Here is a 21478-nt window from a genome sequence, read left to right as displayed (position 1 = left end):
CGGGTAGCCGGGAAATGGCCACCCTCGGCGATACGCACAGGCCGGAGTCGCGGTCGGTGAGATATGACGCCGTGGTGAACAATATTTCGCAGCGTTGCCATACGCACTTGTGAAGTTCCTGCGAAGTGGACTTCCCTGTCGATCCTGGATGTGGCGCCGGGTACGTTGGGTCAATGTTCTCGAAAGTCTTGGTTGCCAACCGCGGCGAAATCGCCATCCGAGCCTTCCGCGCGGCGTACGAGCTCGGTGTCGGGACGGTTGCCGTCTTCCCGCACGAGGACCGCAATTCGGTCCACCGCCTGAAGGCCGACGAGGCATACGAGATCGGGGAGGAGGGCCATCCGGTCCGGGCCTACCTCTCGGTGGACGCGATCATCGAGGCCGCCAAGACCGCGGGCGCGGACGCGATCTACCCCGGGTACGGGTTCCTGTCGGAGAATCCGGATCTGGCCGCCGCCTGCGCACGGGAGGGGATCACCTTCATCGGTCCCTCGGCCGAGGTCCTGGAGCTGGCGGGGAACAAGGCCCGCGCGATCGCCGCGGCGAAGGCGGCCGGGCTGCCAGTATTGAATTCCAGCGCCCCGTCGGCCGATCTGGCGGAACTGCTGGCGGCCGCCGAGTCGATGGAATTCCCGATATTCGTCAAGGCTGTGGCCGGCGGCGGCGGCCGGGGTATGCGCCGGGTGGCCGAGCGGGCGGGCTTGCGGGAAGCGATCGAAGCGGCCTCGCGCGAAGCCGAATCCGCGTTCGGTGATCCGACGGTGTTCCTGGAACAGGCCGTGGTCAACCCGCGGCATATCGAGGTGCAGATCCTCGCCGACGCCCAGGGTGAGGTGATGCATCTGTTCGAGCGGGACTGTTCGCTGCAGCGGCGGCACCAGAAGGTGATCGAGCTGGCGCCCGCGCCGAATCTGGACCCGGGCCTGCGCGATCGGATCTGCGCGGACGCGGTGGCGTTCGCCCGTCAGATCGGCTACAGCTGCGCGGGCACGGTGGAGTTCCTGCTCGACGAGCGCGGCAACCATGTGTTCATCGAGATGAACCCGCGGATCCAGGTGGAGCACACGGTGACCGAGGAGATCACCGATGTAGATCTCGTGCAGTCGCAGTTGCGGATCGCGGCGGGTGAGAGCCTGGCCGATCTGGGGCTGAGCCAGGACAAGGTGACCATTCGGGGCGCGGCGTTGCAATGCCGGATCACCACCGAGGACCCCGCCAACGGATTCCGGCCCGACACCGGCCGGATCACCGCGTACCGGACCCCCGGAGGCGCCGGTATCCGGCTCGACGGCGGCGCGAACCTGGGCGCCGAGATCGGGGCCTATTTCGATTCGATGCTGGTCAAACTGACCTGTCGGGGCCGTGATTTCCCGACGGCGGTGGCGCGGGCGCGGCGCGCGCTGATGGAGTTCCGGATCCGCGGGGTCACCACGAACATCCCGTTCCTGCTGGCGGTACTGGACGACGAGGATTTCACCGCCGGCCGGATCACCACTTCGTTCATCGACGAACGCCCGGAACTCCTGGCAACCCGCGAACCCGCCGATCGCGGCACCAAGATCCTGAACTATCTGGCCGATGTGACAGTGAACAAACCGCACGGCGCCCGGCCGACCTCGGTGTATCCGCACGACAAGCTGCCCTCGATCGATCTGTCGGTGCCGCCGCCGGACGGGTCACGGCAGAAACTGCTCACGTTGGGGCCCGACGGTTTCGCGGCCGCGTTGCGGGAGCAGAAAGCGGTCGGGGTCACCGACACCACGTTCCGGGACGCGCATCAATCACTGCTGGCCACGCGGGTGCGGACCAACGGGTTGCTGGATGTGGCCGGGCATGTGGCGCGGTTGACGCCGGAATTACTGTCGATCGAGGCGTGGGGCGGGGCGACCTATGACGTCGCGTTGCGGTTCCTCTACGAAGATCCCTGGGAGCGGTTGGCCGCGCTGCGCGAGGCGATCCCGAACATCTGCCTGCAGATGCTGCTGCGGGGCCGCAACACCGTCGGTTACACGCCCTATCCCGAGCGAGTGACCCGCGCGTTCGTCGCCGAGGCCACCGATACCGGAATCGATATCTTCCGGATCTTCGACGCCCTCAACAATGTCGACCAGATGCGGCCCGCGATCGACGCCGTCCGCGAAACCGGCACCGCGATCGCCGAGGTCGCGCTGTCCTACACCGGGGATCTCGCCGATCCGGGCGAGAAGCTCTACACCCTGGACTACTACCTGAAACTCGCCGAGCAGATCGTGGACGCCGGCGCGCACGTGCTCGCGATCAAAGATATGGCCGGACTGCTGCGCGCCCCCGCCGCGGTGAAACTGGTCACCGCACTGCGCAGTAATTTCGATCTGCCCGTCCACGTGCACACCCATGACACCCCCGGCGGTCAGCTGGCCACCTACCTCGCCGCGTGGCAGGCGGGCGCGGACGCAGTGGACGGGGCGTCCGCGGCGATGGCCGGCACGACCAGCCAGCCCGCGCTCTCGGCGATCGTCGCCGCGGCCGCGCACAGCGAGCACGACACCGGATTGAACCTGCGCAATGTGTGCGATCTGGAACCGTACTGGGAAGCGCTGCGGAAGGTCTACGCCCCGTTCGAGTCCGGGCTGCCCGCCCCGACCGGCCGCGTCTACACCCACGAGATCCCCGGCGGCCAGCTGTCGAATCTGCGCCAGCAGGCCATCGCCCTCGGACTGGGTGACCGGTTCGAAGAGGTCGAGGCGAAATACGCGGCCGCCGATCGGCTGCTGGGCCGGTTGATCAAGGTCACCCCGTCGTCGAAGGTGGTCGGTGATCTCGCGTTGTCGCTGGTCGGATCGGGGATCGATATCGAGGCCTTCGCCGCCGATCCCGGTCGCTACGACATTCCCGATTCGGTGATCGGGTTCCTGCGCGGCGATCTCGGCACGCCGGCCGGCGGCTGGCCCGAACCGTTCCGGGAGAAGGCGCTCGCCGGACGCGGCACCCCCAAACCCGAAACCCCGCTCACCGCGGAAGACGAGGCCGGGCTGGCGGGCACCTCCGACGAGCGGCGCGGGACCCTCAACCGGTTGCTGTTCCCCGGTCCGACCACCGAATTCCTGGCGCACCGGGACAAATACGGTGACACCACCGGCCTGTCGGCGAATCAGTTCTTCTACGGCCTGCGCCACGGCGAGGAACACCGGGTACAGCTGGAGAAGGGCGTCATCCTGCTCATCGGGCTGGAAGCGATCGCCGAACCCGACGAACGCGGTATGCGCACGGTGATGTGCATTCTCAACGGGCAACTCCGCCCGGTTTCGGTGCGGGATCGCTCCATCGCCAGCGAGATCCCCGCCGCCGAGAAAGCCGACAAGAACAACCCCCACCACATCGCCGCGCCGTTCGCCGGCGTGGTCACCCTGACCGTCGCGGAAGGCGAAACCGTCGCCTCCGGTGACACCATCGGCACCATCGAGGCCATGAAGATGGAAGCCGCCATCACCGCCCCGCGTGGGGGAGTGGTGGGCCGGGTGGCCATCGCGCAGGTACAGCAGGTCGAAGGCGGTGACCTGCTCGTCGAACTGGGCGAGCGCGAATCCGAATGACGCGGATCGTCGCCGGAACCGCCGGTGGGCGGCGCCTGCGGGTGCCGCCCGCGGGCACCCGGCCCACCTCGGATCGGGTGCGGGAGGCACTGTTCTCGTCGATCGAGGCGCGGATGGACCTCGACGGCGCGCGGGTGCTCGATCTCTACGCCGGGTCGGGGGCACTCGGGCTCGAGGCCCTGTCCCGAGGGGCCGTCGCGGCGCTACTGGTCGAATCGGACCGGCGGGCGGCGGCGGTACTCCGCGGCAATATCGCGGAACTGGGGATGCCCGGGGCCCAGGTGCGGATCGGGGCGGTGGCCCACGTGCTGGCGCAGGGCGGCGCAGGGGATTTCGATCTCGTTTTCGCCGATCCGCCCTACGATCTGCCCACCGACGCCGTGCACGCCGACCTCGTGGCCCTCGCGGCCCACGGCTGGCTCGCCGGCGACGCGCTGCTGCTGATCGAACGTTCCGCGCGCTCGGCCGAAATCGTCTGGCCCGCAGGGTTCGACGGCCGGCCCGCGCGCCGCTACGGGGAGACCCGGATCGAGTCGGCGGTGTACCTCGGCGTGACCCGTGCCGGATCGCACGAACCTGCTAGCGTCTGATCCATGGCAGGAGCTTTGTGCCCGGGGTCCTTCGATCCGGTGACCAACGGCCATCTCGACGTGTTCCGCCGGGTGGCGGAGCAGTTCGACGAGGTCGTCATCACCGTGATGATCAACAAGAAGAAGCAGGGCATGTTCGGCATCGACGAGCGGATCGAGATGCTGCGCGATGCCACCGCGGACCTGCCGAACGTGCGGGTCGCGTCCTGGGACGGGCTACTGGTCGATTTCGCCCGGGAACAGGGCATCAGCGCGATCGTCAAGGGACTGCGCGATGCCGGGGACTTCGGCTACGAACTGCAGATGGCGCAGATGAACAAGAAACTCTCCGGCGTCGACACGTTCTTCATCGCCACCAACCCCACCTTCAGTTATCTGTCCAGCTCCCTGGTCAAAGAAGTGGCGGCATTCGGCGGCGATGTCAGCGATATGCTGCCGTCGCTGGTGCACAAACGGCTACTCGACCGGCTGGCCGAGCGGGCGGGCTGATCCACCCCGCTGGGCGGTCACTTCCCGGGCCCGCCGCAGCGGCCCGAACACCAGCCCGCGCAGCGCCAGGAAACGCAGACCACCCACCGCGGCGCTGATCGCCAGCACCGCGGCCGCCTGTGCCGGTTCGTTCAGCGTCGGCGCGAGAACTCCCAGCGTGGCCAGTGCCGCGGTGCTGATGCCCAGCCCCAGCAGGGCCAGTCCGCCGCCCTCCCACTGTGCCGTGAACCAGCCGATCCGTTCCGCGGCGTGGAAGGTGAGCCGGCGATGCAGTTCGTTGGCGAGCACGGTGCTCACCACCGACCCGGCGACATTGGCCAGCAGCGTCCCGGCGCCGGTGAGGCTCAGGAAGAGCAGCACATAGGAAATATTGCTCAATCCGCCGACCAGGGCGAAACGAATCAACTGAGGAAAGGGGCGGTCGCCGCGCAGATACCGCTGCAACCGCTGCCGGACACCCGGCGTGAACGGTTCCGGCCAATCGATATCCAGATCCCCGGTGTTCAGTGCCGTGGACGTAGGCAGCTGCAGGATGGTCATGGGCGGTTCCGATCGGGCAAGGGACAGTCGGCCCACCCGCGTGACGGAGGGGCTACCTAAGAATCTAACACCAAGCGGAGGGTAGGTCTCCAGTTGATCGGCAGAGTCCGCCGATATCGGGCGGAAAGGGCGACACACCGAAAGTAGGTTCGGCGCATCCACCGCCCCGGGGCACACTGGGAACGGCGTGATATCTCGCCGATCGTCAGCAGGAGGACAGTGAGCATGTACCGGGTATTCGAGGCGCTCGACGAACTGGTCGCCATCGCCGAAGAGGCACGGGGTATCCCCGCGACTCGCAACTGCATCGTCCCGCGTCCGGACGTGCTCGATCTCCTCGACGATGTCCGCGAAGCACTGCCCACCGAGATCGACGACGCCCAGGATGTGCTCGATCACCGGGACAAGATCGTCGACGATGCCCGGGGCGAGGCCGACCAAACCGTGCGCGCCGCCGACGAGCAGGCCGCGAACACCCTCGGCGACGCCCGCGCCGAAGCCGACCGCATCCTGGCCGACGCGAAAGCGCACGCCGACCGCATGGTCGCCGAAGCCACCGCACACGCCGACCGCACAGTCGATACGGCCGCCGCCGAGGCAGCCCGCCTCGTCGCCGACGCGAAAGCCGAATACGAGACGGTCACCGGGCGGGCCCGCGCCGAAGCCGAGCGCACGGTAGAGGCCGGACAGGCGTCCTACGATCGGTCGGTGTCCGACGGCCAAGCCGAGCAACGGCGGCTGGTCGAGGAGACCGAGGTGGTGCGGGCCGCCCACGCCGAATCGGCCCGGATCATCGATACCGCGCACGCCGACGCCGACCGGATGCGCGCCGACTGCGATCACTACGTCGACACCAAACTCGCCGAATTCGAAGAAACCCTGAGCGGCGCCCTGCGCACAGTCGGCCGCGGCCGGCAGCAGTTGCGCAACGGGTCGGAAGTACCCGACTACGCCTCGGAATTCCGGCGCTGAATCTATTGCCCCGCCTGCGGCGGGTCGGGTCGGGGCCCTTGTCAACCCCGGTTCTTCACTCCCGCCGGTCGGTCGCTGCGCTCCCTCCCTCTGGTCGCTCCAGAACCGGGGCGGGCCCCGACTTTGAAGGTGGGCCATCTGGAGTGCAAGTGAGGTGTGGGCGGATGTGCGTCTTGGTCGGCGTGGGTAGGTTCGCGACTCTGTAGGTGCTCGATGGGCGTCGATCTATGGATGGTGGTGCGGACGCGCTCGGCTGCTGCGCTCCTTCGCTCTGGTACTCCGGAACCGAGGTGGGTCCCGGAGCTGTTGGATTGTGTCGCCTTCGGCGGGGCGGGTCGGGGCCCTGTTAACCCCGGTTCTTCACTCGGGCGCTCGGTCGCTGCGCTCTTTCGCTCTGTCGTTCCGGAACCGGGGTGGTGGCCCGACCGGTGTCCGGTTGAGCTCGGTCTATCGGGTTTTGCAAGGTCGATCGGGTCGCGTACGGTGGTGTGGTTGCTCGCCGATTCCGGCGCATGACCAGCCCCCGACCCACCCAGTGGAGTTTCGATGCCTGCCGATACCACCGCGCGCAAACACTCCGGTGCGCCCCGTCGTGCCCACGGCGAGGGTTTCGTGCTGGATGTCCGCAGCCTCGGTCGCGCCCCGGGCTCGATGCGCGAACTGCGGCGGACGGTCACCACGACCGAACGTCTGGGGCTCGACCTGGCCGGTGTCTCCGCCGACACCGAGGTCGAGCTGGATCTGCGGCTGCAGTCGGTCTCCGAGGGAGTGCTCGTCACCGGCTCGCTGGACGCGCCGGTATCCGGCGAATGCTCACGATGCCTCGAACAGTTCACCCATACGGTCCACCTTTCGCTGACCGAACTGTTCGCCTACCCGGACAGCACCACCGATCAGACCGCCGCCGACGACGAGATCTATCGGATGACCGATGACCTCATCGACCTGGAACCCCTGGTAGTCGACCAGCTCGGGCTGGAACTGCCGCTGCAGCCGCTGTGCTCGCCGGACTGCCCGGGCCTGTGCCCGGAGTGCGGGGTTCGGATGGCGATTGCGGGATCCGATCACCGGCATGAGATACTTGATCCCCGCTGGGCCGGGCTGGCGAAGTTCGCCCCCGGATCGCCCGGCAGCGGCAGCCCCGACGAGGGTGCGGCCACCGGAGACCATTCCACCGATACAGCACGTAACAGCACAGAGGAGAACTAGTCGTGGCCGTTCCCAAGCGCCGGATGTCCCGTTCCAACACCCGGTCGCGGCGCAGCCAGTGGAAGGCCGCCGCGCCTACCCTGATCACCTGCCCGAACCGGGCCTGTGGTCAGAAGACCCCGCCGCATATCGCGTGCCCCTCCTGCGGTACTTACAAGGGCCGCCAGGTCGTTTCCCCCGTCTGACCCCCGGTCGACCCTTGACCGCGGGAAAAGACGAACCCGGTGAGCCGGGTGATCACGCGAGCCTGATCGCGGCGCTGGGTGTCGAGTTGGCACCCGACCTGCTGCGACTGGCGTTGACACATCGCTCGTACGCGTACGAGAACGGTGGCCTCCCGACCAATGAGCGGCTCGAGTTCCTCGGGGACTCGGTACTCGGTCTGAGCATCACCGAGCGGCTCTACCACGAGCACCCGGAGAAATCCGAGGGCGAGCTGGCCAAGCTGCGGGCGAGTGTGGTGAACATGCACGCGCTCGCCGAGGTGGCACGCAATCTGGGTGCAGGTGGTCTGGGCGTGCATCTGCTGCTCGGCAAAGGTGAGGAACTCACCGGCGGCCGGGACAAGCCCAGCATCCTCGCCGACGGCATGGAATCGCTGCTGGGTGCCGTGCACCTGGAACACGGGATCGATGTGGCCCGGGAAGTAGTACTGCGGCTCTTCGCCGACCTGCTCGAACGCGGTCCGCGGATGGGCGCGGGCCTGGACTTCAAGACCAGTCTGCAGGAGCTGACCGCCGAACGCGGTCTCGGCGTGCCCAGCTACGAGATCTCCTCGACCGGCCCCGACCACGACAAGGAATTCACCGCGACCACTGTGATCGCCGGGAATGCCTACGGTCAGGGGGTCGGCAGGTCGAAGAAGGAAGCCGAACAGAAGGCGGCGGGCGCGGCGTACCGGGCGCTGACCGGCGAATCCTGAGGTGCCCGAACTCCCCGAAGTGGAGGTCGTTCGCCGCGGCCTGGCCGAACATCTGTGCGGGCGGACCGTCGAGTCGGTGACCGTCACCCATCCGCGATCGGTGCGCCGCCATGTGGCGGGCGCCGCCGATATGGCGGCACGGCTCACCGGACTGTCCGTCGTCGCCGCCGAACGTCGTGGAAAGTACCTGTGGCTCACCTTCGACGAGTCCGATGGTGAATCCGCCGATACGGCGCTGGTCGTGCATCTCGGTATGAGCGGGCAGATGCTGGTGCAACCCGCGGGTGCGCCCGTGGAGAAGCACGCGCATATCCGGGCGACCCTCGACGACGGGCAGGAGTTGCGTTTCGTCGATCAACGCACCTTCGGCGGCTGGGTGCTGGCGCCGCTGGTGGAGGTGGACGGCGATCTGCTGCCCGATCTGCTGGCGCATATCGCGCGGGACCCGCTGGACCCCCGTTTCGACGACGACCGGGTGGTCGCGACGCTGCGTACCAAGAACACCGAGATCAAAAGGGTGCTGCTGGATCAGGCCGTCGTCTCGGGTATCGGCAATATCTACGCCGACGAAGCATTGTGGCGGGCCCGTGTGCACGGCGGCCGGATAGCCGCCACACTCACCCGCCCGGCCCTGCGCACGCTGCTCACCGAGGCGCGTGCGGTGATGGGCGACGCACTGGCCGCCGGGGGGACCTCCTTCGATTCCCTGTACGTGAATGTGAACGGCGAATCCGGCTACTTCGAGCGCGCGCTGGCGGTGTACGGGCGCGGCGACCGGCCCTGCACACGCTGCGGGGCGGTGATCGTGCGGGAAAAGTTCATGAATCGCTCGTCCTACTCCTGCCCGCGCTGCCAGCCGCCGCCGCGCGTGCGGCGCGGATCGTCCTAGCGGGGGCCTCGCCGCGGAAGCCGACGCCGGGTTACGGTTGCCGTGGGGCAAGATCGCCGACCCTGTCCACCCGGGAGGGACGCCATGCGCAAGCTCACCTACTACGTCGCCGCCACCATCGACGGATTCATCGCCACCGAGGAGGGCTCGGTCGATTTCTTCCCGGTCGGCGGTGATCACGGACCCGCGATCACCGCTCAGTATCCGGAGACATTGCCGTCGCAGGTGCGCGCCACACTGGGCATCGATAAACGCAACGAGAACTTCGACACCGTGATCATGGGCCGCCGGACCCACGATTTCGGGGTGCGCACCGGTACCGCGAGCCCGTACGCGCATCTGCGGCAGTTCGTGGTGTCCACCACGCTGAAGGCCCGTCCGGACCCGGCGGTGGAGTTGATCTCGGGGGATCCGGTCGCCGCGGTCGGCGAACTCAAGAGCGAGAAGGGTCTCGGGATCTGGCTGTGCGGCGGCGGTGAACTGGCCCGGACACTCCTACCGGAGATCGACCAGATCTTCCTGAAGCTGTATCCGATCGTGCTCGGCCACGGGCGCCCGCTGTTCGGCACCGGCCCCCGGTTGCCCGAGCCGGCGGATTTCCGGGTGATCACCAGCCAGGTGTTCGAGGACGGCGTCGCCTTCGTGAAGTACGGCAGGACCGGTTAGCCCGTGACCGCAGGCCGGTCGCGCGCCGCCGGGCCCGCCGAGCCACCGGCCCCGGGGCCGGTCGCGGCCCTGCGGGAGATCGGGTTCTGGCTCGAGCGCGACCGGGCGCAGACCCACCGGGTCAAGGCGTACCGCCGCGCCGCCGATATCCTCGCCGGGCTCGATACGACCGAACTGGACCAACATCGGGCGACACGGAGTTGGCAGGAACTGACCGGGATCGGTCCCAAGACCGCCGCGGTGATCGAGGAGGCGTACTCCGGCGCGGTGCCGCGGTATCTCGCCGAACTGCGCGCGACCGCGCGGCCGATCGGCGCGGCGGGCGCACCGCTGCGGGAGCGGTTGCGCGGCGATCTGCACACCCACTCGGATTGGTCCGACGGTGGCAGCCCGATCGCGGAGATGATGCGCTGTGCCGCCGCTCTGGGACACGAGTACTGCGCCCTGACCGACCATTCGCCGCGACTCACCGTGGCCAACGGGCTGTCCGCGCAGCGCCTGCGCCGCCAGCTGGAGGTGGTCGCCGAACTCGACGCGGAACTCGCGCCGATGCGGATACTCACCGGAATCGAGGTCGACATCCTCGGCGACGGGTCGCTCGACCAGGACGCCGATCTGCTCGCCGAACTCGATATCGTCGTCGCCAGTGTGCACTCGCGGCTGCGCGACGATCGCGACACCATGACGCGCCGGATGGTGTACGCCGTGGCGAACCCGAATGTCGACGTGCTCGGGCACTGCACGGGTCGGCTGGTCGAGGGTGGGCGCGGAACCCGGCCCGAATCGGACTTCGACGCCCGGATCGTGTTCGAGGCCTGCCGCCGTTACGGGACGGCGGTCGAGATCAACAGTCGACCCGAACGGCGCGATCCGCCGTCCCGGTTGATCCAGCTGGCGCTCGACACGGGCTGCGAGTTCTCGGTCGACACCGACGCGCACGCGCCGGGACAGCTGGACTGGCAGGGCTACGGTTGCGCTCGCGCCGTGGCCGCCGGGGTCGCGCCGGACCGGATCATCAATACGCGGCCGGTGGACGACTTGCTGGAGTGGACGCGCACCCACGGGACGTGAGCGGCAACGGAACAGGTGTCGGTGCGCATATTCATAATGCCCGGTATGCGGGAATTGTCACTGCGCACGTTGAATCGGACTCTGCTGGTGCGCCAGCACCTGGCGGCGCGGACGGAGCAGACGCCCTATGACGTGATCCGGCATCTGGTGGCGGTACAGGGGCAGGAACCGAACTGGCCCTACGTCGGACTGTGGGCGCGGCTGGCCCGGTTCGAGCACGCCGACCTGGCGGCGCTGCTGCACGATCGGAAACTGGTTCGCTCCACCACTCTCCGGCGCACGGTGCACGTGAGCACGGCCGAGGATTTCCGCTGGCTGCGTCCGACCGTGCAACCGTACGTGGAAGGCGTGCTCAAACTCGCCTACTACCGGGAGGAGATCGCCGGCACGGATCTGGCCGCGCTGGCCGCCGCGGGCCGCGAACTGCTGGCCGGGCGGTGGATGTCCCGGCGCGAACTCGGCGGTCTGCTGGCCGAACGGTTCCCCCAGCGGCTGCCGCGCCGGCTCGCGGAATCGGTGGAGGTCCTGGTGCCGATGGCGCACGGCGCCGAATCGGGTGAATGGGGCCGGTGGCGCAACCGGTACGTGACGGTCGGGCCGGCCGACGAATGGATCGGCGCACCGCTGGAGGCGGCGGATCCGGCCACCCTGATCCTGCGTTATCTCGCCGCGTTCGGCCCGGCGACGGTCGCCGATATCCAGGCATGGTCGGGACTGACCCGGCTGGCCGAGGTGATCGCACCGCTGCGGCCGCGATTGCGGGTGCTGCGCAGTAGCGAGGGCGCCGAACTGTTCGATGTGCCCGGCGCCCCGCTGGCCGACCCCGATCTCGTGGTGCCCGTGCGTTTCCTACCGGCCTTCGACAACGCGGTGCTCGGGTACCGGGATCGCCGTCGCGTCATTGCCGAGCAGGACCGGAAGCGCACGAGTAAGGAAGCCTCAGCCGGTGTTCCGGTGTACCTGGTGGACGGTTTCGCGCACGGTAGGTGGTCACTGGAAGGGTCGGATATCCGTATCGTGCCGTGGTATCCGCTGCGACCGGACGAGCGCGCGGAGGTCGTGGCCGAGGCGCAACGACTCCTGGAGTTCGTGTCGCCGGACTCGGGCGGCGATATCGTCTTCGCCGGGTGAGGTGATCGCCGCGCCGGGCGCCGGATGGCCGCACGGTGAACGGTTGCCGAATACTTCTGGTGCCCGGCCGGTTCCGTTCGCTAGTGGCCAAAGATGAGGGGAAACATTCTGATTCGGGGGACGGTAACCGCTGGTGGGTGAACTGCTGCTCAATATCCTGCTCCCGCTGGCCGGTATCGCGATTCCGGTGGCGGCCTTCGCCTGGGAGTTCGTGTTCGTCGGCCGCAAGCGGCTCGGCTGGCGAGTGCAGATGGACACCCCGGTCACCGGTGAGGCGGAATCCGGGCACGCGGGCGCGTTGCGCCAACTGCGGCAGACCTCCGACGGGTCCGAACGCAATCTGCAGGATCTGTCGGTCGTTCTCGTGCGGATCGAGAACAACGGCGCCACCACCATCGATGCCGCCGACTACGTGACCGCGCAGCACAGTCAGGCCGGTCTGCATCTGCAGTTCCCGGACCGCAAGGTCATCGGGATGGCGGTCACCGAACTGAGCAATCCGGGACTGGCCGTCTGCTTCGAGCCGGATTCCGGGTTCGCACATCGGCAACTCGATCAGGGCATCGGTGTCATCGATCTCCCGAAGGTTCCGCTCAACCGCGCCGACCACTACAAGATCCTGGCCACCCTGGAACGGATCTCGGGCACCGGACCCTACCCCGAGCCCTCGATGAAGGGAGTCGTGACCGGTGGCGGGATAGCCAGAACCAAAGGCCGGACCGGGGTCTCGTTGCTCATGCTGGCGCTCACCGGGTTCCTGGTGACCGTCATCGCGGTGATGAGCGCGATCCGCATACTCGAGCCCGAACCCGCTCCGCTGGGTTGCGCGACCGGTGAGCTGACCGTTGTCGGGTCCACCGCGTTCGAACCGGTGATCCGGGAGGCGGCGCGAATCTACGAGCAGACGTGTCCGGGGTCCGGTTTCGCGTTCGGGTTCGAGGGCAGCGAACGCGGCATGGACCGGGTGGAGGACGCGGCCGCCGGAGACGGGGCGTTGCTGGCGATCGGTGACGCGCCCAAGGGCGACGACTATCCGGCGCTGGTGCAGCGGCCGGTGGCGCTGTCGCTGTTCACGATCGTCGCGCATCCGAGCGCGGGCGTGCGGGACCTGACTCGCGGGCAGATCCGTGATCTGTTCCTGGGCCGGATCTCGAACTGGCGGGAGGTGGGCGGCGCCGATCAGCCGGTGCGCGTCGTCAACCGGTACGCCGGATCGGGGACCCGCTGGACCTTCGAGTCACGGCTGCTCGACGCCGACCAGCCTCCGGAGCTCGGCGTGACCTGCCGGGATCTGCAGCGGAGGGCCGAGCCGGGCCGATGCCAGACGCTCTACACCGACGATATGCTCGCCGTGGTCGCCGATACCGCGGGCGCGATCGGCTACAGCGAATCGACGGATGCCGCGGATACCGTGGGGGTGGTCGGCCTGACGATCGACGGCCGGTTTTCGACCCGGGCGGAGTTCACCGATCGCGGCTATCCGTTCTGGGGTGTGGAGTACGCGTTCGCCCACGGCGATTTCCCGCCGGGCTCCCTGGGCGCCGGTTTCCTGCGATTCCTGCTCGGTGAGGCCGGTCAGGACGTGATTCGCTGGTACGGAAATCTGCCCTGCGCGGAGTTGGCCGATCCTTCGTTGTGTCTTCCCCATGTTTGACCGATCCGGTGGGGGAAATGTGCCCGCGAGAGCGCGACGATCTGAGGGTGACCCGGGCGACTCGGGCGTAAAAATTGCGTGAGCAGCCGGTTTCGGCTCGATTCGGAAGGGTAGTTTCGGTGTGCACCGCCGTTCGGGCGACCGGGACTTCCGGCGCCGGGGGTGGCGTCCGGGCCGGTGACGGCTCGGTGACAGTGAGGGGAAGGACGAGCATGTCCCTGGTGGCGTGTGCGTTGATCGCGGGATTCGCGTTCTGTCTGCTGCTGCTGCGGGTGGCCGCGTCGACTCTGGACGACCGGGAGGCCCGGCGCGTCCGGGTGCCCGTCCGGGCCCGCCGGTACCCGCACCGGGGCTGAGCGCCCGTGGACGGGTGCGGACCGCCTGGTCGCCGGATGGCAGGATCTCGACCATGGTTGATGACTCCACTCCGGCTGCCGCTCCGAGCCCGGGCGATACGCAGCCCGGGCCGACCACGCTGTGGGTCGAGCGGACGGGAACGCGCCGCTACACCGGTCACAGTTCGCGTGGCGCCGAGGTCCTGGTCGGTTCCGAGGGAGTGCCGGGTGTGTTCACTCCCGGTGAGCTCCTGAAGATAGCGCTGGCCGCCTGCTCGGGGATGAGTTCGGATTTCCCGTTGTCGCGCCGGCTCGGCGACGACTACGACGCCACGATTCGGGTCTCGGGCGTCGCGGACCGGGAGAACGAGGTGTATCCGCAGCTCGACGAGGTGTTCGAGCTCGACCTCAGCGAACTCGACGAGGCGGGCCGGGAGCGGCTGCTGGTGACGGTGCAGCGCGCCATCGACAAGGTGTGCACGGTGGGCCGGACGCTGAAGGCCGGCAGCAAGGTGACGTTGTCGTTCGATATCGATACCGCCGACTGACCGTGGCGGCCGACGACGACCCGGTGCGGCTGAGCGCCTGGGTGCACGGGTATGTGCAGGGTGTGGGTTTCCGGTGGTGGACGCGGGCGCGGGCGCTGGAACTCGGGTTGACCGGTCATGCCACGAATGCCGCCGACGGCCGGGTGCATGTGGTGGCCGAGGGGTCGCGGGCGGCGACGGGGAAATTGCTGGCGCTGCTGCGGTCGGGTACCACGCCCGGCCGGGTGGATCTCGTAGTGGAGGCATGGGAGCCGGCGCGTGGCGGGTTGATGGGGTTCGTCGAGCGGTAGGGCGTGCACGAGGCCCGGGACGTGCGGGCGCGTACCGCGAGACCTTGACATGCCACAATGGAAGGTGAACACTGGCGGTATTCCATAGTGGAGTGTGCTTGTGAGGGGAGCGGTAATGGAGATCTCGACGGGAACCCGGGCATCCGACGCCGAACGGGACCGGATCGTGCGCGACCTGAGCCGGCATATGGAGGACGGCCGGATCGATCTGGCCGAGTACGACCAACGGGTCGCGCAGGTCTACCAGACCGCCACCCGTGAGGAGCTGACCGCCGTCCTCGCGGATCTGCCCGCGCTGTCTTCGGCGTCGACGATGAAATCGCGCTCACGATTCCCGATCTGGCAGCGGATCGAGGCGAGCGCCTGGCTGGCTGTCGGTCTGCTGGTCCTGGTGATCTGGGCGGCGATCTCGCTGAGTGTCGGTGCGTTCACCTACTTCTGGCCCATCTGGGTCATCGGCCCCTGGGGTGCGGTGCTGGCAGTCCGGGCGGCAACCGGTATCGAAGCCGGACACCGCCATCGCCGCAAGGCATAACACCCGGTAGCCTCGGTGGCATCCGGCCGGTGCAACGCCCGGCCGCGATGTCCGGGTTCTCCGGCAATCGCTCGGCCACGGCCGGTGCGCCGGGTGGGGACATGGCGGCGCGGGCCTATAGCATGACTGATCGGCCTGGGTGAGGCGGACAGTTCATGGAGGCGGAAAGGGTCGTCGGCGTTGCACCTGAAGAGCTTGACGTTGAAGGGGTTCAAATCCTTCGCGTCCGCGACGACTCTGCGATTCGAGCCCGGGATCACCTGCGTGGTCGGCCCGAACGGGTCCGGGAAATCCAATGTCGTCGACGCGCTCACCTGGGTGATGGGTGAACAGGGCGCCAAAGCGTTGCGCGGCGGGAAGATGGAGGACGTCATCTTCGCCGGCACCTCCGGCCGGGCGCCGCTGGGACGTGCCGAGGTCACCCTGACCATCGACAACTCCGACGGCGCGCTGCCCATCGACTACGCCGAGGTCTCCATCACCCGCCGGATGTTCCGCGACGGCGCCGGAGAGTACGAGATCAACGGCAACTCCTGTCGGCTGATGGACGTGCAGGAACTGCTCAGCGATTCCGGTATCGGCCGGGAGATGCACGTCATCGTCGGCCAAGGGCAGCTCTCGGCGATCCTCGAATCACGCCCCGAGGATCGGCGCGCCTTCATCGAAGAGGCCGCCGGGGTACTCAAACACCGCAAACGCAAGGAAAAGGCCGTTCGCAAACTGGATGCGATGCAGGCCAACCTGGCTCGGCTCACCGACCTCACCAGCGAACTACGCCGCCAGCTCAAACCACTCGGACGTCAGGCCGAGGTCGCCCGGCGGGCGCAGACCGTGCAGGCGGATCTGCGCGACGCCCGGTTGCGGCTGGCGGCCGACGATCTGGTCACCCGGCGCAACGAGCTGGAGAGCCAGCAGAGCAAAGAGGCCTACGCGCGGGAACAGCAGATCACCGTGCAGAGCGAACTGGACGCCGCTGATGCCGCCCTGGCCCAGCAGGAATTCCAGCTCTCGCGCCTGACACCCAGCGCCGAGGCCGCGGGACAGCTGTGGTTCCAATTGTCAGCGCTGTCCGAACGCGTCAACGCGACCATCCGTATCGCCGGCGATCGTGCCCGGCACCTGGATACCACCACCGCGGCGAACACCGGCCGCGACCCCGATCAGCTGGAGGCCGAGGCCGACCGGGTGGAGGCCGAAGAGGCCGAATTGCGCGAAACCGTGGAGATGGCCACCGAAACACTGGAGGCCGCCCGCGACGGGCTCGCCGAACGCGACCATGCGGCCAGGGCGGCCGAACAAGCCCATCTGGCCGCTGTGCGGGCCATCGCCGACCGGCGCGAAGGCCTGGTCCGGTTATCCGGTCAGGTCGAGAATCTGCGCACCCGGACGCAATCCATCGACGCCGAGGTCGTGCGGTTGTCCACCGCGATCACCGAGGCCCGGGCCCGGGGCAGTGCGGCGCAGACCGAATTCGACACGGTCCAGGACGAACTGGCCGAGCTGGACGCCGGTGAAGCCGGGTTGGACGCCCAGCACGAACATGCGGTGGAGGCGCTGGAACTGGCCGATCGCCGGGTCACCGAGCTGCGCGCCGAGGATCGGGAGGCCGGTCGCCGGGTCGCCTCGCTGACGGCCCGGATCGAGGCACTCGGTATGAACCTGGCCAGCCGGGACGGCGCGGCGTGGCTCACCGAGAACCAACCCGCGGGCCTGCTGGGTTCGCTGTCCGAACAGCTGCGGGTGCATGCCGGATACGAGACCGCGGTCGCCGCGGTGCTCGGTCCGGTGGCCGAGGCCGTGGTGGCCGATACCAGCGACACGGCGCTGAGTGCCCTGCGCGCGCTCGGCAAGGCCGACGGCGGCCGGGCCGCGCTGGTGTACGGGGGACCCGACGGCGACGAGATCGCGGATGCCGGTGCTCCGCTGCCCGAGTCCGCTCGATGGCTGCTGGACGTGGTGGACTGCCCGGGCACGGTGCGCGCCGCCGTGGTCGCGCTGATCCGCCGGGTCGCGGTCGTCGAGGACCTCGACGCCGCGTCCGCCCTGCTCGCCACCCGCCCGGAACTGCGCGTGGTCACCCGCGACGGTGACCTGGCCGGCACCGGGTGGCTGGTCGGCGGCTCGGATCGGTCGCCGAGCCGGTTGGAGATCCAGGCGGGCATCGATGCCGCCGAAGCCGACCTGATCGCGGCCCAGCGCCACGCCGAGGAGCTGGAAGCGAGTCTGGCGGGTGCGCTGGAGGAGCAGACCGATCGCAAGGAAGCCGTCGACCACGCCCTGCTGACGCTGCACGAATCCGATCAGGCCCTCAACGCCGTCTACGAGCGGCTGGGCCGGCTCGGCGCGGCCGCGCGGGCCGCGCACGCCGAATCCGAGCGGCTCACCGATCAGCGTGCCGCCGCCGAGGCCACCCACGAGGAGGCGATGACCACACTCGTCGACCTCGAGGAACGGCTGCGGCACGCGGAACGGGAACAGGCCGACACCGACAGCGACGCGGCCGGAGCCGCGGGTACCGAAGCCGCCGCACTGGCCCGGGAAGAGGCCGCCGCCGCGCTCGCCGAGGCCCGAGCCATGGAGGTCGAGGCCCGCTTGGCGGTCCGCACGGCCGAGGAACGCGCCGAATCGGTCCGCGGCAAAGCGGATTCGCTGCGGCGTTCCGCCCGGGCCGAACGCGACGCACGAGCCCGCGCCGAACGGGCGCAGGCCGCCCGCCGGCAGGCCGCCCGGGTCGCCGCCGCGGTCGCCGAATCCGGCGCCGATCTGGTCGCCGAACTGGAGAAGGTGGTCGCCGCGGCCGTGGCCCGCCGTGACGAACTGGTCCGCCGGCGCACCGAATGCGCCACCCAGGTCGATCAGATCAAGGAGCGGGTGCGAGCGCTGGGTATCCAACTCGGGCAGCTCACCGACACGGTGCACCGCGACGAAGTCGCCAAGGCGCAGGCCGCGCTGCGGATCGAACAGCTCGAGGCCAATATCGCCGAACAGTTCGGGATCGCACTCGAGGATCTGATCGCCGAATACGGTCCCGATATGGTCCTGCCGCCCAGTGACCTGGAGATGCGGGAATACGAGCAGGCCAAGGAACGCGGTGAACAGGTCACCGCGCCCGCCCCGATGCCCTTCGACCGTGCCTCGCAGGAGCGTCGCGCCAAACGCGCCGAGAAGGATCTGACCACTCTCGGCAAGGTGAACCCGCTGGCGCTCGAGGAGTTCGCGGCGCTCGAGGAGCGCTACAACTTCCTGGCCACCCAGCTCGAAGACGTCAAGAAGGCACGGCAGGACCTGCTGGACGTGGTGTCGGAGGTGGACGAGCGGATCCTGCAGGTCTTCACCGACGCCTACGCCGATGTGGAACGCGAGTTCGTTCAGGTTTTCGCCGCGCTGTTCCCCGGCGGCGACGGCCGCCTGCTGCTCACCGACCCCACCGATATGCTCACCACCGGTATCGAAGTGGAAGCGCGACCGCCCGGCAAGAAGGTCAAGCGACTGTCGTTGCTCTCCGGCGGTGAGAAATCGCTCACCGCGGTGGCGCTGCTGGTGGCGATCTTCCGCGCCCGCCCCTCGCCGTTCTACGTGATGGACGAGGTGGAAGCCGCGCTCGACGACACCAACCTGCGGCGGCTGATCGGGCTGTTCGAGCAATTGCGGGAGAAGAGCCAGTTGATCGTCATCAGCCATCAGAAACCGACCATGGAGATCGCCGACGCGCTCTACGGCGTGAGCATGCGCGGCGACGGCATCACCCAGGTCATCTCGCAGCGACTGCGCGGGGAGAACCTCGCCACGAGCGGTACGGCGGCGGAGTAGCTACTCCGCCGCGTACCGGGCGGCTGCGGGGCGGACCGCGGCGGTCAGAGCAGGTCGCTGACATCGTCGGGTACATCGACCGCGTATTTGCGCAGGATCTCCATCGCTATCACTTCCAGGGCATTCTCATGGGTCGCCGCCAGCACCACGGGTGCGGCGACACCGTCCTCGTGCGCGTGTAACCAGCGCACCGCCACGACACACCATCTGTCCCCCGGCTGGAGACCGGGGAAGTTGTTCTCCGGACGAGGCGTACTGAGATCGTTGCCGATGGACGCCTGATGTTCGAGGAACTCGGCTGTGACGACCGTGCACACGGTGTGGCTGCCCAGGTCCTCCGGGCCGGTGCTGCAGCAGCCGTCGCGGTAGAACCCTGTCAGAGGATCGGTGCCGCACTCTTGTAGCGGACCCCCAAGCACGTTTCGATCGGTCACATCGCCGATCCTATTGGCCTGTCGCGAGAAGTTCCGCAGGACAAGAAATCTCACCGGCTCTGTTCCTGGTGCTGAGCTGGGCGGGTGCCGGACGCCGATTCGTGGCGCGGATCGTTCGCCGCGCGGGCCGGGACGGGTCGCCGCCCGCCGGGCCGGGCTCTGCAAGGATGGTCGGCGTGAGTGCGCAAGCCTGGATTCTGATCGCAGTGATCGCCGCCGTACTGCTGGTCGCGCTCGTGGCCGGTTTCGTCCGGTACAAGCGCGGCCGGGTCTCGCTGACGGCGCCGGCGGAGAACGACGAGCTGACCGACCGGTCGGGCGGATATCAGGCGGCAGGTGGATTCACCTTCAGCCAGAGCGGGCAGGGCGCGACCGCCGCCCCGCCGGCGCCCGGTCCGAGTCCCACTGAGCGGACCGATGTCGAGGGACAGCCGAATATCGGCGACGACGCCGCGATCCCGCGTGACGCGCCGCGCCGCGGAATCACCGATGTCCCGCTCCCGGAGGCCGCCGACGGTGGCGCGACGACCGCCGCGCCGGAGTCCGGGGTGGCGCCCGCGGATCCGACCGATTCGGCCGTGCCCGAGACGACGGACCCGGTCGCCACGGGGACCCCGGAAGCCGGACCGGCCGCGCCGTCGACGGCGGCGGACACCGATGCGGCGCCGGAGGCCGCCACCGCATCCGAGCAGGCGTCCGACGCGCCCGCCGTGGAAGGTGTGCGCCCCGATGCGCCGCTCACCGCACCCGATACCGCCGCGGACGCCCACCTGGTCCCGGAGATCGAGGAGATCGAGCCCACCTCCGGGCGCCTGACCCGATTACGCGGCCGCCTGTCGCGATCGCAGAACGCGGTGGGCAAGAGCCTGCTGGGGCTGCTCGGCGGCGGCGACCTGGACGAGGATTCCTGGGAAGAGATCGAGGACACGCTGGTCCTGGCCGATATCGGCACTGCGGTCACCACTGTCATCGTGGAACGGCTGCGTGCGGAAATGGCCGCGCGCAGTGTGCGCACCGCCGACGAGGCGCGCGCGGTGCTGCGGCAGGTCCTGATCGAATCGCTGCGACCGGACCTCGACCGCTCGGTGCGCGCGCTGCCGCACGCCGACCATCCGTCGATCCTGCTCGTGGTCGGTGTGAACGGCACCGGCAAGACGACCACGACCGGCAAGCTGGCCCGGGTGCTGGTGGCCGACGGCCGCCGCGTGCTGCTGGGCGCCGCGGACACCTTCCGCGCGGCCGCGGCCGACCAGCTGCAGACCTGGGGTGAGCGGGTCGGCGCAGAGACCGTCCGCGGGCGCGAGGGCGCCGATCCGGCGGCCGTCGCGTTCGACGCCGTGGCCACCGGTATCGACGCCGGGGTGGACGTGGTCCTCGTCGATACCGCGGGCCGCCTGCACACCAAGACCGGGCTGATGGACGAACTGGGCAAGGTCAAACGCGTGGTCGAGAAGAAGGCCTCGGTGGACGAGGTGCTGCTGGTACTCGACGCCACCGTCGGGCAGAACGGCCTGGCGCAGGCCCGGATCTTCGCCGAAGTGGTCGATATCAGCGGTGTCGTGCTGACGAAACTCGACGGAACCGCCAAGGGCGGTATCGTCTTCCAGATCCAGCACGAACTCGGCGTGCCGGTCAAACTGGTGGGACTGGGGGAGGGCGCCGACGATCTGGCGCCGTTCGAACCGTCGGCCTTCGTGGACGCGCTCCTCGGCTGATCCGGGCCGCTCCCGTGGATCGCACGGCGGCCGCGAAACGCGCGCACAGCGTGGGCAACACGCCTGAAACATTTCGGCGCAATCCATTCACCTAGGTGAAACACCT

20 protein-coding genes are annotated in these 21478 nt (G+C 68.8%); 18 read left to right on the top strand and 2 right to left on the bottom strand.

The window, feature by feature from the left end:
* Positions 1 to 173 precede the first annotated feature (173 nt).
* The 3 genes from OG804_RS14240 to coaD are packed head-to-tail and all read left to right on the top strand — an operon-like array spanning position 174 to position 4651.
* Entirely contained in the window at positions 174 to 3572 is a 3399-nt protein-coding gene (locus OG804_RS14240; protein WP_328397666.1) for a pyruvate carboxylase, read from the top strand.
* Positions 3569 to 4162 (top strand): 16S rRNA (guanine(966)-N(2))-methyltransferase RsmD, encoded by a 594-nt coding sequence (rsmD, locus tag OG804_RS14235; RefSeq protein WP_328397664.1) that lies wholly within the window; start codon positions 3569 to 3571, stop codon positions 4160 to 4162. The genes OG804_RS14240 and rsmD overlap by 4 nt, the downstream gene beginning before the upstream one ends.
* A gap of 3 nt (positions 4163 to 4165) precedes the next feature.
* Complete coding sequence (gene coaD, locus OG804_RS14230) at positions 4166 to 4651, top strand: pantetheine-phosphate adenylyltransferase (protein ID WP_328397662.1); 486 nt, start codon at positions 4166 to 4168, stop codon at positions 4649 to 4651.
* Here coaD and OG804_RS14225 read toward each other — a convergent pair.
* On the bottom strand, positions 4619 to 5191 hold the full coding sequence (locus OG804_RS14225; protein WP_328397660.1) for a GtrA family protein: 573 nt from the start codon (positions 5189 to 5191) through the stop codon (positions 4619 to 4621). The genes coaD and OG804_RS14225 overlap by 33 nt on opposite strands.
* Before the next feature lie 225 nt (positions 5192 to 5416).
* Between OG804_RS14225 and OG804_RS14220 the strand changes: the two genes are divergently transcribed.
* From OG804_RS14220 to smc, 14 genes are all read left to right on the top strand, one after another.
* The gene (locus OG804_RS14220; RefSeq protein ID WP_328398400.1) at positions 5417 to 6163 is read left to right on the top strand and encodes a DivIVA domain-containing protein; all 747 of its coding nucleotides are present in this window, start codon (positions 5417 to 5419) and stop codon (positions 6161 to 6163) included.
* 546 nt (positions 6164 to 6709) lie between these two features.
* On the top strand, positions 6710 to 7372 hold the full coding sequence (locus OG804_RS14215; RefSeq protein ID WP_328397658.1) for a YceD family protein: 663 nt from the start codon (positions 6710 to 6712) through the stop codon (positions 7370 to 7372).
* Between the two features lie 2 nt (positions 7373 to 7374).
* Positions 7375 to 7557: a 50S ribosomal protein L32 gene (rpmF, locus tag OG804_RS14210; RefSeq protein WP_084532960.1), complete on the top strand. Its 183-nt coding sequence runs from the start codon at positions 7375 to 7377 to the stop codon at positions 7555 to 7557.
* Positions 7558 to 7571: 14 nt separating this feature from the next.
* Positions 7572 to 8294 carry a ribonuclease III gene (gene rnc / locus OG804_RS14205; RefSeq protein ID WP_328397654.1) on the top strand — a complete coding sequence of 241 codons (723 nt, stop codon included), beginning with the start codon at positions 7572 to 7574 and terminating at the stop codon, positions 8292 to 8294.
* 1 nt (position 8295) lies between these two features.
* Positions 8296 to 9183 carry a bifunctional DNA-formamidopyrimidine glycosylase/DNA-(apurinic or apyrimidinic site) lyase gene (mutM, locus tag OG804_RS14200; RefSeq protein WP_328397652.1) on the top strand — a complete coding sequence of 296 codons (888 nt, stop codon included), beginning with the start codon at positions 8296 to 8298 and terminating at the stop codon, positions 9181 to 9183.
* Between the two features lie 84 nt (positions 9184 to 9267).
* Complete coding sequence (locus OG804_RS14195) at positions 9268 to 9849, top strand: dihydrofolate reductase family protein (RefSeq protein ID WP_328397650.1); 582 nt, start codon at positions 9268 to 9270, stop codon at positions 9847 to 9849.
* A gap of 3 nt (positions 9850 to 9852) precedes the next feature.
* Positions 9853 to 10920: a PHP domain-containing protein gene (locus tag OG804_RS14190; protein WP_442941831.1), complete on the top strand. Its 1068-nt coding sequence runs from the start codon at positions 9853 to 9855 to the stop codon at positions 10918 to 10920.
* A gap of 45 nt (positions 10921 to 10965) precedes the next feature.
* Positions 10966 to 12051 (top strand): winged helix DNA-binding domain-containing protein, encoded by a 1086-nt coding sequence (locus OG804_RS14185; RefSeq protein WP_328397648.1) that lies wholly within the window; start codon positions 10966 to 10968, stop codon positions 12049 to 12051.
* Between the two features lie 133 nt (positions 12052 to 12184).
* Positions 12185 to 13705 (top strand): PstS family phosphate ABC transporter substrate-binding protein, encoded by a 1521-nt coding sequence (locus tag OG804_RS14180; RefSeq protein ID WP_328397646.1) that lies wholly within the window; start codon positions 12185 to 12187, stop codon positions 13703 to 13705.
* A 212-nt stretch (positions 13706 to 13917) separates the two neighbouring features.
* A complete protein-coding gene (locus OG804_RS14175) occupies positions 13918 to 14061 on the top strand; it encodes a hypothetical protein (RefSeq protein WP_328397644.1) in 144 nt (47 codons plus the stop codon).
* A 53-nt stretch (positions 14062 to 14114) separates the two neighbouring features.
* Positions 14115 to 14588 (top strand): OsmC family protein, encoded by a 474-nt coding sequence (locus tag OG804_RS14170; RefSeq protein ID WP_328397642.1) that lies wholly within the window; start codon positions 14115 to 14117, stop codon positions 14586 to 14588.
* Positions 14589 to 14590: 2 nt separating this feature from the next.
* Positions 14591 to 14878 carry an acylphosphatase gene (locus tag OG804_RS14165; protein WP_328397640.1) on the top strand — a complete coding sequence of 96 codons (288 nt, stop codon included), beginning with the start codon at positions 14591 to 14593 and terminating at the stop codon, positions 14876 to 14878.
* Between the two features lie 115 nt (positions 14879 to 14993).
* The gene (locus tag OG804_RS14160) at positions 14994 to 15413 is read left to right on the top strand and encodes a DUF1707 SHOCT-like domain-containing protein (protein WP_328397638.1); all 420 of its coding nucleotides are present in this window, start codon (positions 14994 to 14996) and stop codon (positions 15411 to 15413) included.
* Positions 15414 to 15593: 180 nt separating this feature from the next.
* Positions 15594 to 19223, top strand: a complete 3630-nt coding sequence (gene smc, locus OG804_RS14155; protein WP_328397636.1) for a chromosome segregation protein SMC — start codon at positions 15594 to 15596, stop codon at positions 19221 to 19223.
* Between the two features lie 44 nt (positions 19224 to 19267).
* Here smc and OG804_RS14150 read toward each other — a convergent pair whose 3' ends face one another.
* The gene (locus tag OG804_RS14150; protein ID WP_030521801.1) at positions 19268 to 19657 is read right to left on the bottom strand and encodes a DUF2237 family protein; all 390 of its coding nucleotides are present in this window, start codon (positions 19655 to 19657) and stop codon (positions 19268 to 19270) included.
* 167 nt (positions 19658 to 19824) lie between these two features.
* On the opposite strand from OG804_RS14150, the gene ftsY reads away from it, so the two are divergent.
* Positions 19825 to 21372: a signal recognition particle-docking protein FtsY gene (gene ftsY / locus OG804_RS14145; protein WP_442941830.1), complete on the top strand. Its 1548-nt coding sequence runs from the start codon at positions 19825 to 19827 to the stop codon at positions 21370 to 21372.
* Positions 21373 to 21478 lie beyond the last annotated feature (106 nt).

Origin of the sequence: Nocardia sp. NBC_00416, assembly GCF_036032445.1 — a bacterium.
Taxonomy (GTDB): domain Bacteria; phylum Actinomycetota; class Actinomycetes; order Mycobacteriales; family Mycobacteriaceae; genus Nocardia.
This window is presented reverse-complemented; position numbering and strand designations above follow the sequence as displayed.

Bases quoted from the DNA above. Each gene is read 5' to 3' on its own strand.
- coaD (WP_328397662.1), top strand. From the start codon at position 4,166: ATGGCAGGAGCTTTGTGCCCGGGGTCCTTCGATCCGGTGACCAACGGC.
- OG804_RS14240 (WP_328397666.1), top strand. From the start codon at position 174: ATGTTCTCGAAAGTCTTGGTTGCCAACCGCGGCGAAATCGCCATCCGA.
- OG804_RS14220 (WP_328398400.1), top strand. From the start codon at position 5,417: ATGTACCGGGTATTCGAGGCGCTCGACGAACTGGTCGCCATCGCCGAA.
- OG804_RS14170 (WP_328397642.1), top strand. From the start codon at position 14,115: ATGGTTGATGACTCCACTCCGGCTGCCGCTCCGAGCCCGGGCGATACG.
- OG804_RS14215 (WP_328397658.1), top strand. From the start codon at position 6,710: ATGCCTGCCGATACCACCGCGCGCAAACACTCCGGTGCGCCCCGTCGT.
- rsmD (WP_328397664.1), top strand. From the start codon at position 3,569: ATGACGCGGATCGTCGCCGGAACCGCCGGTGGGCGGCGCCTGCGGGTG.
- OG804_RS14160 (WP_328397638.1), top strand. From the start codon at position 14,994: ATGGAGATCTCGACGGGAACCCGGGCATCCGACGCCGAACGGGACCGG.
- OG804_RS14175 (WP_328397644.1), top strand. From the start codon at position 13,918: ATGTCCCTGGTGGCGTGTGCGTTGATCGCGGGATTCGCGTTCTGTCTG.
- OG804_RS14185 (WP_328397648.1), top strand. From the start codon at position 10,966: ATGCGGGAATTGTCACTGCGCACGTTGAATCGGACTCTGCTGGTGCGC.
- ftsY (WP_442941830.1), top strand. From the start codon at position 19,825: ATGGTCGGCGTGAGTGCGCAAGCCTGGATTCTGATCGCAGTGATCGCC.
- OG804_RS14225 (WP_328397660.1), bottom strand. From the start codon at position 5,191: ATGACCATCCTGCAGCTGCCTACGTCCACGGCACTGAACACCGGGGAT.
- OG804_RS14195 (WP_328397650.1), top strand. From the start codon at position 9,268: ATGCGCAAGCTCACCTACTACGTCGCCGCCACCATCGACGGATTCATC.